At 64.3% G+C, this 13,676-nt stretch carries 14 protein-coding genes and 1 tRNA gene; 7 read left to right on the forward strand and 8 right to left on the reverse strand.

All coding sequences use genetic code 11. The features are described from left to right. A partial coding sequence (locus PHE40_RS08950) for an alpha/beta hydrolase (RefSeq protein WP_299960957.1) occupies positions 1-635 on the reverse strand: 635 nt, incomplete at its 3' end. A gap of 225 nt (positions 636-860) precedes the next feature. Here PHE40_RS08950 and cysE point away from each other — a divergent pair. The 5 genes from cysE to PHE40_RS08975 all read left to right on the forward strand — a co-directional run bounded on the left by cysE (position 861) and on the right by PHE40_RS08975 (position 5,317). Continuing rightward, positions 861-1,520, forward strand: a complete 660-nt coding sequence (cysE, locus tag PHE40_RS08955) for a serine O-acetyltransferase (protein ID WP_299960959.1) — start codon at positions 861-863, stop codon at positions 1,518-1,520. A 7-nt stretch (positions 1,521-1,527) separates the two neighbouring features. After that, positions 1,528-2,613: a cysteine desulfurase family protein gene (locus PHE40_RS08960; protein WP_299960982.1), complete on the forward strand. Its 1,086-nt coding sequence runs from the start codon at positions 1,528-1,530 to the stop codon at positions 2,611-2,613. A gap of 30 nt (positions 2,614-2,643) precedes the next feature. Beyond that, a complete protein-coding gene (locus tag PHE40_RS08965) occupies positions 2,644-2,973 on the forward strand; it encodes a ferredoxin family 2Fe-2S iron-sulfur cluster binding protein (RefSeq protein ID WP_299960961.1) in 330 nt (109 codons plus the stop codon). Positions 2,974-2,981: 8 nt separating this feature from the next. Continuing rightward, complete coding sequence (mnmA, locus tag PHE40_RS08970) at positions 2,982-4,028, forward strand: tRNA 2-thiouridine(34) synthase MnmA (RefSeq protein ID WP_299960963.1); 1,047 nt, start codon at positions 2,982-2,984, stop codon at positions 4,026-4,028. Positions 4,029-4,138: 110 nt separating this feature from the next. After that, complete coding sequence (locus tag PHE40_RS08975; RefSeq protein WP_299960965.1) at positions 4,139-5,317, forward strand: Hint domain-containing protein; 1,179 nt, start codon at positions 4,139-4,141, stop codon at positions 5,315-5,317. On the opposite strand, the gene PHE40_RS08980 is transcribed toward PHE40_RS08975, so the two are convergent. The 3 genes from PHE40_RS08980 to secD all read right to left on the reverse strand — a co-directional run bounded on the left by PHE40_RS08980 (position 5,298) and on the right by secD (position 8,755). After that, positions 5,298-6,059 (reverse strand): EAL domain-containing protein, encoded by a 762-nt coding sequence (locus tag PHE40_RS08980; RefSeq protein WP_299960967.1) that lies wholly within the window; start codon positions 6,057-6,059, stop codon positions 5,298-5,300. The genes PHE40_RS08975 and PHE40_RS08980 overlap by 20 nt on opposite strands. Before the next feature lie 162 nt (positions 6,060-6,221). After that, positions 6,222-7,163 (reverse strand): protein translocase subunit SecF, encoded by a 942-nt coding sequence (gene secF / locus PHE40_RS08985; protein WP_299960969.1) that lies wholly within the window; start codon positions 7,161-7,163, stop codon positions 6,222-6,224. Positions 7,164-7,174: 11 nt separating this feature from the next. Then, positions 7,175-8,755 carry a protein translocase subunit SecD gene (gene secD / locus PHE40_RS08990; RefSeq protein ID WP_299960984.1) on the reverse strand — a complete coding sequence of 527 codons (1,581 nt, stop codon included), beginning with the start codon at positions 8,753-8,755 and terminating at the stop codon, positions 7,175-7,177. A gap of 85 nt (positions 8,756-8,840) precedes the next feature. Between secD and PHE40_RS08995 the strand changes: the two genes are divergently transcribed. Continuing rightward, positions 8,841-9,818: a Gfo/Idh/MocA family protein gene (locus PHE40_RS08995; protein WP_299960971.1), complete on the forward strand. Its 978-nt coding sequence runs from the start codon at positions 8,841-8,843 to the stop codon at positions 9,816-9,818. 94 nt (positions 9,819-9,912) lie between these two features. Here the strand turns inward: PHE40_RS08995 and PHE40_RS09000 are convergent. The 4 genes from PHE40_RS09000 to gatC all read right to left on the reverse strand — a co-directional run bounded on the left by PHE40_RS09000 (position 9,913) and on the right by gatC (position 13,264). After that, positions 9,913-9,999, reverse strand: a tRNA-Ser gene (locus PHE40_RS09000). Between the two features lie 54 nt (positions 10,000-10,053). Continuing rightward, positions 10,054-11,505: an Asp-tRNA(Asn)/Glu-tRNA(Gln) amidotransferase subunit GatB gene (gatB, locus tag PHE40_RS09005; protein ID WP_299960973.1), complete on the reverse strand. Its 1,452-nt coding sequence runs from the start codon at positions 11,503-11,505 to the stop codon at positions 10,054-10,056. Continuing rightward, complete coding sequence (gene gatA / locus PHE40_RS09010; protein WP_299960975.1) at positions 11,505-12,980, reverse strand: Asp-tRNA(Asn)/Glu-tRNA(Gln) amidotransferase subunit GatA; 1,476 nt, start codon at positions 12,978-12,980, stop codon at positions 11,505-11,507. Before gatA ends, gatB begins: the two co-directional genes overlap by 1 nt. Next, a complete protein-coding gene (gatC, locus tag PHE40_RS09015; RefSeq protein WP_299960977.1) occupies positions 12,977-13,264 on the reverse strand; it encodes an Asp-tRNA(Asn)/Glu-tRNA(Gln) amidotransferase subunit GatC in 288 nt (95 codons plus the stop codon). The genes gatA and gatC overlap by 4 nt, the downstream gene beginning before the upstream one ends. A gap of 46 nt (positions 13,265-13,310) precedes the next feature. On the opposite strand from gatC, the gene ruvX reads away from it, so the two are divergent. Next, a partial coding sequence (gene ruvX, locus PHE40_RS09020) for a Holliday junction resolvase RuvX (protein ID WP_299960979.1) occupies positions 13,311-13,676 on the forward strand: 366 nt, incomplete at its 3' end.

Raw genomic sequence — 13,676 nt, forward strand, 5'->3', positions numbered from 1 at the left:
GCTAGGGACTGGGCGACGTAGCCTTCCACGGCTTCGGCGATTTTGTCCGCATGGTTGGCGAACACATGGTCGGCACCTTCGAACACCCGGTAGTCAATGGCGACGCCCTTTTGCAGGTTGAGCTTGTCAACCAATTTGCGCACTGAGATTTCAGGTACCATTTCGTCGGAATCGCCGTGGATCATCAGCCCGCTGCACGGGCAGGGGGCGAGGAATCCGAAATCATAATGCGCGGCGGGCGGGGCGACGGAAACCCAGCCGGAGACTTCCGGCCGGCGCATGAGCAGCTGCATGCTGACGAAGGCGCCGAAGGAGTAGCCGGATATCCACAGGCCGCCATGGCCGGGGTTGAGGGCCTGCATCCAGTCCAGCGCGGCGGCGGCGTCGTTGATTTCACCCATGCCGCCGTCAAACTTGCTTTGGCTGCGGCCGACGCCGCGGAAGTTGAAGCGCATCACGGAGAAGCCGAGGCGCTGGAACACCTGATACATGGAGTAGGTAATACGATTGTTCATGGTGCCGCCATGCAGCGGGTGCGGGTGCAGGACGAGCGCCAGCGGGGCACCGCGTTCCTTGGCATGGTGGTAACGTCCTTCCAGGCGGCCTTCCGGCCCGGCAAACATCACTTCAGGCATTCTCTAACTCGTCTTTCATAATTACCGTGTAGCTGCACAAGTTAGCCGGGAGCATTTCCCGGCTGCTGACCGTCCTTCAACCATCCGATTGTTGACCTCTGGGGCACGGATACCTAAGTGCTTCCTCAAGGCTTTGGGTGGCATGACAGACGGATTACCGTTTGGGTTTCCCCTCAGGTCTGCTAATATAGACTGCTTATGGTCAGATAATCCACGGAAATTCGCATGGCCCTTATGTTTTTAACGGAGACGGTTCGGGCTTACAGGGAGCGTGACCCGGCGGCGCGGTCTAATCTCGAGGTTTTGATTTGCTATCCTGGGTTGCACGCGACCGGGATTCACCGGATTTCGAGTTTTTTCTGGCGGCATGGGTTTTATACCACCGGGCGGTTTATCTCGCATATCGGGCGGTTTTTAACCGGAATTGAGATCCATCCGGGCGCGCAGCTTGGCCGCAGATTCATCATCGACCACGGCATGGGCGTGGTGATCGGCGAGACCGCGGTGGTGGGTGACGATGTGTATATCTACCATCAGGTGACGCTGGGAGGGACCAGCTCGGAGCATATCAAGCGGCATCCGACGGTGGGCAATAACGTGATCATCGGTGCCGGGGCGAAGGTTCTGGGGGCGATCGAGATCGGCGAGGGGGCGCGCATCGGCGCGAATGCGGTGGTGGTGGCTCCGGTGCCGGTGGGCACGACCGTGGTGGGGATACCGGCGCGGCCGGTGGACCGCGAGGGCACCAAGCCGCGCTTCGACGCTTATGGCACGCCGTGTGATCCATGCCTGGACCCGCTGCTGCATGAGGTTGATCTGCTGCGCCGGGAGCTGACGGAGCTGGAACACCGTATCGCCGGCATGGTGAGCGACAGGATTAATTGAGCCGGTGATGTATCTGGATGCCAATGCGACGGAGCCGTTGCGGCCCGAAGCGGCGGCGGCGGCGGTGGCGGCCATGGGGCTTGCCAACCCGGCCTCGGTGCATGGCGCGGGGCGGGCGGCGCGCAAGATGATGGAAGATGCGCGCGAGGTGGTGGCGCGGTGTTTTGGCGCGCAGCCGGTGGATGTGATTTTCTGCTCGGGCGCCACCGAGGCGAATGCGCTGGCGGTGCATGCGCTGGGGGCGGGCCGGGCGGTGTTTTACGGCGCAACGGAGCATGATTGCGTGCGCGCGGCGGCGCCGGGGGGCGGGGTGATACCGGTTTTGCCCGATGGCACGGTGGATATGCGCGCGCTGGAGGGCTTGCTGGCCGGGCAGCCGGGGGCGCTGGTGTGCTTGATGGCTGCGAATAATGAGACCGGCGTGCGCCATGACATGGCGGCGGCGGCGGCTCTTTGCGCGCGGCACGGGGCGCTGCTGCATGTGGATGCGGTGCAGGCGGCGGGGCGTTGCCGGGAGGATTGGCTGGGCATGGGGGCGGCGAGCATTGCTGTCTCCGGCCATAAAATCGGCGGGCCGATGGGGGCTGGGGCGCTGGTGGTGAGTGCCGGGCGGGAGGTTATGGCGGATTTGCGCGGCGGCGGGCAGGAGCTGGGCCGGCGCGGCGGGACGCCGGCGCTGCCCGCCATCGCCGGCATGGCGGCGGCGCTGGGCGGTGGGTATGAGGCGGCGCGGATTGCCGGGTATCGCGATGAAATTGAAGCGTTTTGCCTGCGGCTTGGCGCGGTGGCGCTGGGCGCGGGCGCGAACCGGCTGGTGAATACCTCCTGCCTGGCGCTGCCGGGGGTGCGGGCGCAGACGCAGTTGATCGCGCTGGATATGGCGGGGGTCGCGGTTTCCGCCGGGTCCGCTTGTTCATCGGGCAAGGTGGCGCAAAGCCATGTATTGCAGGCGATGGGCGCGGGGGCGCTGGCGGGGCAGGCGATCAGGGTTTCGCTGCCTTGGAATGCGCCGCCGGAGGTGGTGCCGGGGTTTTGCGGCGCATATGAGGCCATGGCTAAGCGCGCCTTGCATGGACGTGCCGGTTGCGCTTGAAGGGCGCTGGATTTTCTGAGGGTTTTTGCGATGCCGAAAATGACGTTTATCGAGCGCAACGGGGTTGCGCGTGAGGTTGAGGCGCCGGTTGGGCTTTCCGTGCTGGAAGTGGCGCATAAGCATGGCGTGGATATTGAGGGCGCGTGCGAGGGATCGCTGGCCTGCTCGACCTGCCATGTGATCGTGGACCCGGCCTGGGCCGGGAAGCTTAAAAAGGCGAGCGAGGATGAGGAGGATATGCTGGACCTGGCGTTCGGGCTGGAGAAGACGTCGCGGCTGGGGTGCCAGATTGTGATCTCCGATGCGCTGGACGGGCTGGTGGTGAAGCTGCCCTCGGCGACCAGAAACGCGGCGGGATAGGCACGGGCATGAGAATTGTGGTCGCGATGTCTGGCGGGGTCGACAGCTCGGTGGTGGCCGGGCTGATGGCGCGCGCCGGGCATGAGGTGATCGGCGTGACGTTGCAGCTCTATGACCATGGGGCGGCGGTGGGGCGCAAGGGTGCGTGCTGTGCGGGGCAGGATATTCGTGACGCCAAGCGCGTGGCCGATACGCTGGGGATCGCGCATTATGTGGTGGATGCGCAGGCGCGGTTCCGTGACAGCGTGATGGCCGCGTTTGCCGATAGCTACGCCAGCGGGCAGACGCCGGTGCCGTGCATTGCATGCAACCAGCATCTGAAGTTTGGCGATTTGCTGGAGATGGCGCGCGATCTGGGCGGCGAGGCAATGGCGACCGGGCATTATGTGCGCAGGCTTGAAGGCCCGGCCGGGGCGCAGATGCACCAGGCGGTGGATGAGAGCCGGGATCAGAGCTGGTTTCTGGCCGCCACCACGCGCGCGCAATTGGAGTTTTGCCGGTTTCCGCTGGGCGATTATGCCAGCAAGGCGCAGGTGCGCGCGGTGGCCGCCGAGATGGGGCTGGGGGTGGCCGAGAAGGCAGACAGCCAGGATATCTGCTTTGTGCCCACCGGCTCCTATGCCGGGGTTGTGGAAAAATTTCGCCCGGATGCGCTGAGCGAGGGCGAAATTGTGAGCGAGGATGGGGTGGTGCTGGGCACGCACCAGGGCATAGCGCGTTACACCGTGGGCCAGGCCAAGCGGCTGGGCAACGCGGCGGCGCATATGGTGGTGAAGAAGATAGAGCCGGGGACGCGGCGCATTGTGGTGGGGCCGCGCCGGGTGGAGAGCCTTGAGGTGCGGCTGCGCGATGTGAACTGGCTGATCGACGCGCCCGAGGGTGGAATTTCAGCCGGGGTGAAGATGCGGGCGCGGGATTCGGTGCATGCCGCGCGGGTGGTGCCGCAGGGGAGCGGGGCGATGCTGCGGCTAGATGAACCGGCGCTGGCCGCGCCCGGGCAGGCGGCGGTGTTTTATGACGGGTCGCGGGTGCTGGGCGGCGGGTTTATTGTTTGATTAACCGGGCGGAATACAATCTAGGGTAAGTTTAGGGCGCGACGGCGCGCATTTTTTATTGTAGGTTGTCACGCATTCCCGGATACTGCGCTGTAACGGCAGGAAATTGAATGACGAACGTCAGCATCACTTCGAGCGGCACCTATACCTTGACCACGCCGCTGACCAACGGCACGAACATCGATTTCCTGAATAATGGCGGAACGGTGGGGGGCGTGCTGATCCTCACGGACAACGCGCAGGGCAGCGCGTTCAACATCACCACGCAGGTAACGGCCGGGACGATCAGCGGTTACGGCGCCAATATCGGCGGCGGGATTCTGAATTTTCAGCCAGGCAGCTTTGGCATTGCGGGTGACCAGATCACCATTCAGGCGGTGGCGGATTTGTTTGGCTCGTTGTTCGTGGGCGGCACGCTGAATGCGGATTACAATGCGCTGGTTGGGGATATTACCGAGGCGGCACTGAGCGGCGGGCATATTATAGTGCTGCCGGGCGGGAGTGTGGACGGCTTGCCATTCACCAACCCGTTCACGCTGGATGCGGCGCAGAAGCTGGTGATCGGCGAGGTGGCGGGCGCGCTGTTCGGCACGGCGGCGACGGCGGACCATGCGACGCTGGATATCGGCTTTGGCACGCGGGTGAACCCGAACAGCAACACGCCGTTCGTGGATGCGATTTTCGCCACCAATGCAACGATTAACCCCTGTTTTGCCGCCGGGACACGGATTTTGACCTTGCGCGGGGAGGTGGCGGTGGAGGCGCTCGGCGTGGGGGATGTGGTGATTACCCATGCGGGTGAGGAGCAGCCCATTGTGTGGATCGGCCGGCGGGAGGTGGAGATTGGCGCGCAGACGCGGCCAGAGGCCGTGCGTCCGGTGGTGATTGAGGCCGAAGCGCTGGGCGAGGGCGTGCCGGGGCGGCGGCTGGTGGTCTCACCAGACCATGCGTTGTTTTTGGATGGCGTGCTGGTGCCGGCGAAGGAGCTGTTGAACTGGACGACCATTCGCCAGGACCATGCGGTTGAGCGGGTGACGTATTATCATGTGGAGCTGGCCCGCCATGATGTGATTTTTGCCGAGGGCGCGCCGGTTGAGTCGTATTTGGATACCGGGCATCGCGGGATTTTTGATAATGCGGCGCAAGACGTGGTGGCGCTGCCGGCGGTGATGCAGCAGCGCCGCGAGGCGGAGGGGTGCGTGCCTTTGTGCCTGGGCGGGCCGGTGCTGGCGGCGATACGGCGCAAGATCGCGGGGCGGCAGGTGGGGGTCAGGCTGGCTGCCAGGTAGCGGCGGCGAGATATTGCCGCAACCCGGCGGCGGGGAGCGGGTGCGAAAAGAGGTAGCCCTGGCCATGGGTGACGCCGCGGGCGCGCAGGCTTTCGAGCAGATCAACGGTTTCGATGCCTTCGGCGATGATGTCCTGACCGTTGGCGGTGGCTTGAGCCACCATGGCGCGGATGAATTCCTGGTCTGAGGGAAGGTTGCTGATGACGACGCTGCGGTCCATCTTGACGGCGCGGATCGGCATGTCCAGCAGGGCGGGAAGATAGGGCATGCTGGGGGTGATGTCGTCCAGGGCCAGGCCGTAGCCGGCGGCGCGCAGCGTGGTGATGACGGCGCAGGCGGCTTTGAGGTCGTGGACCGGGTGGCGTTCTGTCAGCTCGAAATGGATGTTGCCGGCGGGCAGGCCGGCGCTGGCGCGGATCAGCTCGATGCGAGGGGCCAGATCGGGGTGGAGCATCGCGTCCAGCGGCAGGTTGATGGCGATGTGGAGGTTTTGCGCGGCGAAATCGTGTTCGGTGTATTCATCGAGCGCGCGCTGCATGATGCAGCCGGTGAGGTGCATGGAGCGTTCGGTGCCGGTCATGGCCTCGACCACGGTTGCGGCGCCGCCCAATGTGCCACCGGCGCCGGTGGTGCGGGCCAGGACCTCGGCATAGGCCGGGCGCAGATCGGCAAGCCGGACGATCGGCTGGTAGAAGATGCGGATCGAGGCCATGAGAGCCTGGTCGGATACTAGGTTATGCATCGTCTAAAAAATCGCACCATGAATAAAATAAAGTCAACTTTAACTTTATAGCAAAGTTAACGAAACAATGCGAGTTAATTCAAACGGACGTGGGTGTGGCCCACTTAGGGTTGGGGGAGATGATAGCTCTCGCGGGCATGACCATGGGGTTGGCGGCGAAGGTTATTTGGCTTTGGGCAGGCTGCCGCTGCGGCGCAGGCGGTGTTCGCCGAGGAAGAGCAGAATGGGGGCGGCGATGAAGATGGAGGATGAGGTGCCCACCACGATGCCGAACAGCATGATCCACGCGAAGCCGGAGAGCGCGGAGCCGCCGAAGAGTGCTAGCGGCAGGGCCGCGAGGAAGACGGTGCCGGAGGTGCCCAGGGTACGGTTCAGGGTCTCGTTGATCGACAGGTCGATGAGGTTGCGCAGCGGCATGGTTTTATATTTGCGCAGGTTTTCCCGCACCCGGTCGTAGACCACCACCTTGTCATTCGTGGAGTAGCCGATGATGGTGAGGATGGCGGCGATTGTCACCAGATCAAACGGAATGCGGGTGATGACCATGAAGCCGATGGTTTTTGTGGTGTCGAGAACCAGCGTGGTGACCGCGCCGACGGCGAATTGCCATTCGAAGCGGAACCAGATGTAGGCCAGGATCATCACGAAGCTGAAACCCAGCGCTTCCAGCCCCTGGGCGAAGAGTTGGTCGGAGACGGAGGCGCCGATGGCCTGGGTGCTGAGGATTTTGGCGCCCGGCGCGGCGCTGGCCAGGGCGCTTTGCGCCTCGGTGATGGAGGTTTGGGTGGCGGCGGCGCTCGCCTTGCTCTCCAGGCTGATGAGCACGCCGGTGCCCCCCGCGCCGAAGCTTTGCAGCGAGGCGTCAGCCAGCCCGGCATGGGCCAGGGCGGCGCGCAGGGCGGGGAAGTTGGCGGCTTGCGGGGTTTCCACCTGGAGGACCACGCCGCCTTTGAAATCCAGCCCCAGGTTAAGGCCGGGGTAGAAGAAGAGGATGGCGGAGGCGGTGCTGAGCACGGCCGAGACGATGAGGCCGGCGAAGCGGCCGTTCATGAAGCGGATCGTGGTGCCGTCAGGAACGAAGCGGAGCATGGGTTTCATAAGCATTTTGCGGTTCCTCAGACGGGCAGCGAGGCGGGACGGCGCGAGATGTACCAGCGCGAGGTGATGAGGCGCACCAGCACGGTGGCGGTGAACATGGTGGTGACGATGCCGACGCAGATGGTGACGGCGAAGCCGCGCACGGGGGGCGAGCCAAAAATGAACAGGGTAACGTGGGCGAGCAGGGTGGTCACGTTACTGTCAATGATGGTGCCGTAGGCGCGTTTGTAACCTGCCTCAAGCGCGGCCAGGGGTTTGCGCCCGGCTTTTACTTCCTCGCGCACGCGCTCGTTGATGAGCACGTTGGCGTCCACCGCCATGCCGAGTGTGAGCAAAATGCCCGCCATGCCGGGCAGGGTGAGCGTGGCGCCCATGAAGGAGAGGATGGCCAGCATGATGACGAGGTTCATCACCAGCGCCGCGTTCGCGAACCAGCCGAACAGGCCATAGAACACGGCCATGAAGGCCAGCACGAAGACGAAGCCGGCGGTGAGCGAGAGAGCGCCGGCGCGGATGGCGTCAGCGCCCAGCTCGGGGCCGACACTTTGCTCCTCGACGATGTTGAGCGGGGCGGGCAGGGCGCCCGCGCGCAGCAGCAGGGCGAGATCGGTCGCGGACTGGGCGGTGAAATTGCCCGAGATCTGGCCGGAGCCGCCGGTGATGGGTTCGCGGATGACCGGCGCCTCGATGATCTTGCCATCGAGGATGATGGCGAAGAGCTTGCCGACGTTGGCGGTGGTGACATCGGCGAACTCACGCGCGCCGACGGAGTTGAGCGAGAAGTTGACCACCCATTGGCCGCTCTGCGGGTCGGTGGAGGCTTGGGCGTTGTCGAGATCGGCGCCGTCAACCGCGACGTTGGAGAACACGTCCATGGTTTGCTGCGGATTATCGGCCATGGGGAGCTGCGTGTCGCCCAGGGGCGCGACGGGGCCGGGCTGCGCGTTGGAGTCGACCATCTGGAAGGTCATGTGCGCGGTGGTGCCGATGAGAGTTTTTACGCGGGTGGGGTCGGAGATGCCGGGAAGCTGGACGACGATTTGGTCCGTACCCTGGCGGGCGATGGTGGGGTTGAGCACGCCTGAGCCATCAATCCGGCGCTGGATGATGGTGATGGATTGCTCCACCGCCTGGGATTCACGCGCGATGAGGGTCTGGTGCGGGATGGAGATGTCGATGCTGCCGTCCGCCGCCTGGGCGATGGCGATGTTGGGGGAGCTGGCGTTGGGGGCGTAGCTGACCAGCTTGCGCAGCGCCGCGGTGACGGCCGGGGCATCGGAAGGGTTGAGCAGGTGCAGAACGACCTGGTGATTTGGAATGTCAGCGTGCAGGCCGGTGTAGCCGAGGTTGGCGGCGCGCATGGTCTGGCGGACTTGATCAACCAGGTTGTTGAGGTCCTGCTTTTCAACCGCCGCGAAGTCTATCTGCAGGAGCAGATAGCTGCCGCCGCGCAGGTCCAGCCCCAGGTGAACCTGATGCCAGGGGATGAAGCCGGGAAGGAACGCCGGGCGCGGGCCGGTGTTGGGCAGGCCCAGCAAGACGCCGAGCACGCATAGGAGCAGGATTCCATAAGTTTTGGCGCGGGTGAAATACAGCATTTGTGATCCGAAAATCCTTCTATCGCAGGCGGTATGACGTTGCTCCCGGTTGCGCGCAACCCCGGCGGGCGATACCACGTTTTCCATGAATGAACGCTTGAATGTTGGGCTGATCGGGGCGGGGCATTTTGGCCGCTACCATGCGTTGAAACTGGCCGTTGCGAAGCGGGCAAAACTGGTGGGACTGGCGGATGCCGACCCGGAGCGGGCGAAGACCGTGGCCTGGGAAGCGGGCTGCCCGGTGAAGAACGTGGAGGAGATTTTGGCGCTGGCGCAGGCGGTGATTATCGCGGCGCCGGCGGAGTATCACTTTGACTTAGCAGCAAAAGCCTTACGCGCCGGCAAGCATGTGCTGGTGGAGAAGCCGATTGCGGCGACGCTGGAACAGGCGGCCGAGCTGGCCGGGCTGGCGCGGGCGGCGGGGCTGGTGTTGCAGGTGGGGCATCTGGAGAGGTTCTCGGCGGCGCATGGGGCGCTCTCGGCGCGCATGGGCAAGCCGTTGTATATCGAGGCGGTGCGTATTGCGCCCTTCAAGCCGCGCGGGACGGATGTTTCGGTGATTCTGGACCTGATGATCCATGACCTGGATTTGATTCTGGCACTGACCGATTCGCCAGTGGCGCATGTGGACGCCGTGGGCGCGCCCGTGGCCAGCCAGCATGACGATATCGCCAATGCGCGGATACGCTTTGAGAACGGCGCGGTCGCGACGATTACCGCGAGCCGGATTTCGCTGAAGACCGAGCGCAAGATGCGGATATTCTCGCAGACCGGGTATCTGACGGTGGATTTCGCGGCGCGCAAGCTCACCTTGGTGGGCCGCGCGATAGGGATGAAACTGCCAGGGTTCGAGGAGTTCGGCGTGGAGCAGGCGGGATGGCAGGACCATGACGCGCTGCTGGCCGAGCATGAGGCGTTTTTTGCCTCGGTGCTGGACGGGGCGCCGGTGGTGGTGGATGCACAGGCTGGAACCCGCGCGCTGGCAGCAGCCCTGGCGGTGAGCAAGGCGATTGCCGAAAGCCGGGCGATTGCCGAGGCGAGTGGGTTGGTGCCGAAGGTTTAGACCGGCGCGCCTTCCAAGACGTGAGGCTGCCACCGGGTATTTTCGTGATCGTTGCGATCTGATTCGTTGCGCTCAGATATTCTGCACTCAAATCCGGACGGGGTGGGATTCGAACCCACGGTACGCTTTCACGCACGGCGGTTTTCAAGACCGCTGCCTTAAACCGCTCGGCCACCCGTCCCGGATGATGCGTACCTAACTGACCTGTTGAAATACTTCAACCTGCGGCAGCGGCTCAGCCCAGCTGGGCCTTCACCGCCTCGTTGACCAGTGCCGGGTTGCCCTTGCCCTGCATGGCCTTCATCACCTGGCCGACGAAGAAGCCGAATAATTTATCCTTGCCGGATTTATATTCCGCCACCTTGTCCGGGTTCGCGGCCAGCACCTGCGCCACCGCCGCGTCGATCGCGCTGGTGTCAGTCACCTGGCGAAGCCCCTTGGCCTCGACGATGGCGCCTGGCATGGCGCCGGTTTCCACCATCTCCTCGAACACATCCTTGGCGATGCGCCCGTTGATGGTTTTATCCGAGATCAGGTCTAGCAACTCACCCAGGGCCGCGCCGGAGACCGGCGGGTTTTCAATCGAGCGGCCGGTGCGGTTCATGGCGGCGAAGAAGTCGCCGGAAATCCAGTTGGCGGCGAGGCGGGTGTCGCGGCCCTTGGCGACGCTCTCATAGAAATCCGCCGTGGCCTGTTCCGCGACGAGCACACCGGCATCATAGAAGGGAATGGCGTATTCATCGCAGAAGCGGCGGCGTTTCTCGTCGGGCAGTTCAGGGAGTTTTGCTTTCAGCCCGGCGACGAATTCCTCCTCCAGCACCAGGGGCAGCAGATCCGGTTCAGGGAAGTAGCGGTAGTCATGCGCGTCTTCCTTGGAGCGCATGGAGCGCGTCTCGCCGCGTGCGGAGTCGTAGAGCCGGGTTTCCTGGCGGACTTCGCCCCCCGATTCCCAGACCTCGATCTGGCGCAGGGCCTCGGCCTCCACCGCGTGCATCACGAAGCGCACGGAGTTGACGTTCTTGATCTCGCAGCGGGTGCGGAAGTCCTCGCCCGCCTTGCGCACGGAGACATTCACATCCGCGCGCATGGAGCCTTCTTCCATATTGCCGTCGCAGGTGCCGAGATAGCGCAATATCTGGCGGATTTTACGCAGGTAGGCGCCGGCCTCCTCGGGCGAGCGGATGTCTGGCTCGGAGACGATTTCCATCAACGCCACGCCGGCGCGGTTGAGGTCGATCACCGATTTCGAGGCGTGCTGGTCGTGTATCGATTTACCGGCATCCTGCTCCAGATGCAGCCGCGTGATGCCGATATGCTTGATCGTGCCGTCCTGCAGCTCGATCTCGACATCGCCGGTGCCCACGATCGGGTGGTCGAACTGGCTGATCTGGTAGCCGTTGGGCAGATCGGCATAGAAATAGTTTTTACGGTCAAAGCGCGAGACGAGGTTGATCCGCGCCTTCAGGCCGAGCCCAGTGCGCACCGCCTGGGCCACGCATTCACGGTTGATGACCGGCAGCATGCCGGGGAAGCCTGCATCCACGAAGCTGACATGCGCGTTGGGCGCGCCGCCGTAAGTCGCGGAGGCGCCGGAGAAGAGTTTTGATTCCGAGATGACCTGCGCGTGGATTTCCAGCCCGCACACGACTTCCCAGGTTCCGGTTTTTCCTTCGAGGCTGTAAGCCATTATTCTGCCCTCACGCTTGGCATGGCGGTGAATCCGGCCGCGCGCTCCAGCGCCGCCGAGACCGCGAAAACCGTCTCTTCATCGAAATGTTTGCCGATCACCTGTAGGCCCAGGGGCAGGCCCTCGGCGCTCAGGCCAGCCGGGATGCTCATGGCGGGAACGCCGGCGAGCGAGGCGGGCACGGTGAACACGTCGTTGAGATACATGGTGACCGGATCATCCATCTTCTCGCCCAGGCCGAAGGCGGCGGAGGGCGCGGTGGGGGTGAGGATGGCGTCCACCCTCTCAAAGGCGTTGTTGAAGTCACGCAGGATCAGGTTACGGACTTTTTGCGCTTTCAGATAATAAGCATCGTAATAGCCATGGCTCAGTACGTAGGTGCCGATCATGATGCGGCGCTTCACCTCAGCGCCGAAACCGGCGGCGCGGGTGCGCTCGTACATGTCGATCAGGTCCTCGCCATCCACTCGCGCGCCGAAGCGCACGCCATCATAACGCGCGAGGTTGGAGGAGGCTTCCGCAGGGGCGACGATGTAATACACCGCGAGGCCGTATTTGGTGTGGGGCAGGGAGATGTCGACGATTTCGGCGCCTTGTTCGCGCAGCCAGGCAACGCCTTTTTCCCAGAGCGCGGAAATCTCGCCGCTCATGCCGTCCATGCGGTATTCGGCGGGGATGCCGATGCGCAGGCCCTTCACGCCCCGGCCGAGTGCCGCGCCAAAATCCGGCACCGCGCGCTCCGCGCTGGTGGAATCATGCGGATCGAACCCGGACATGGCGCCGAGCAAAATGGCGCAGTCCTCCACGGTGCGCGCCATCGGCCCCGCCTGGTCAAGCGAGGAAGCGAAGGCGACAATGCCGTAGCGCGAGCAGCGGCCATAGGTGGGTTTGATGCCCGCCAGCCCGGTGAAGGCGGCAGGCTGGCGGATGGAGCCGCCCGTGTCGGTCCCGGTGGCGCCCAGGGCGAGCCGCGCGGCAACCGCCGCCGCCGAGCCGCCCGAAGAGCCGCCGGGGACAAGCCTGGCATCCGAGCCGTTGCGCTTCCACGGGTTTTCCACCGGGCCGTAGCCGGAGGTGATGTTGGAGGAGCCCATGGCGAATTCATCCAGATTCGCCTTGCCGAGGCAGATGGTTCCGGCTTCCAGGAGCTGGCGCGTTACCGTGCTCTCATAGGGCGGCACGAAGGGTTCCAGGATTTTGCTGGCCGCCGTGGTGCGTACGCCCGCCGTGCAGAACAGGTCTTTGATCGCCAGCGGAATGCCGGTGAGCGGGCCCGCGGTGCCGGCGGTAATGCGCGCATCAGCCGCTTGCGCCTGCGCCAGGGCAAGCTCTGGCGTTGTGGTGATATAGGCGTTCAGGCGCGGGTTGAGCGCCGCGATGGCGGCGTTATGCGCGGCGGTCAGCTCCACGGCGGAGAATTTTTTCGCGGCCAGCGCCTGCGCGGTCCCGGCGATGGTCAGGTTCAGGAGGCTCATTCCACAACTTTCGGTACGGCGAAAAACTGCCCGACTCGGTCGGGCGCATTGGCCAGGATGTTTTCGGCTTGCTCGCCGTCGGTCACGGTGTCCTCGCGCAGGCGCATGGCCATTTGCGCGCCGCCCGAAAGCGGGGCCACGCCTTCGACGTTGACTTCGTTCAACTGGTCCACATAGCCCAGAATCGCGTTCAATTCGGTCTGCAATACGCCAACTTCGGCGTCATCGACGCGGATTCTGGCCAGTTTCGCAATCCGGCGTACCGTTGCGCTATCGAGCGACATCAATATTCCCTTGGGTTTAAACTCTGGCCGGACCATAACCGCGCGCATGGCGCTCTTCAACCTCACGGAATTTTTTACTCAACTCCCCCCCGGCGCAAGGTTGCTGGGGCTGGACCCCGGGGCGGCACGCATCGGCGTGGCGCTCTCGGATGTAGGGCGGCGGATCGCCAGCCCTTACGGCACGCTGCAGCGCGCCAAGCTGAAGCAGAACGCGGCGGAGGTGGCGGCGATTGCGGCGCGCGAGGGGGTGGGGGGGTTGATCGTCGGCCTGCCGCTGGATGGTGAGCAGAAGCTGGGGCCGCGCGCGCAGGCGGCGCGCGACTGGGCGCATGCGATGAGCACCGCCACCGGGCTGCCGGTGGCGCTGATGGATGAGAGTTTCACCACCGCTGAAGCGCATGAGCGTATGATA

Origin of the sequence: Acidocella sp. (assembly GCF_028687955.1) — a bacterium.
Classification (GTDB): domain Bacteria; phylum Pseudomonadota; class Alphaproteobacteria; order Acetobacterales; family Acetobacteraceae; genus Acidocella.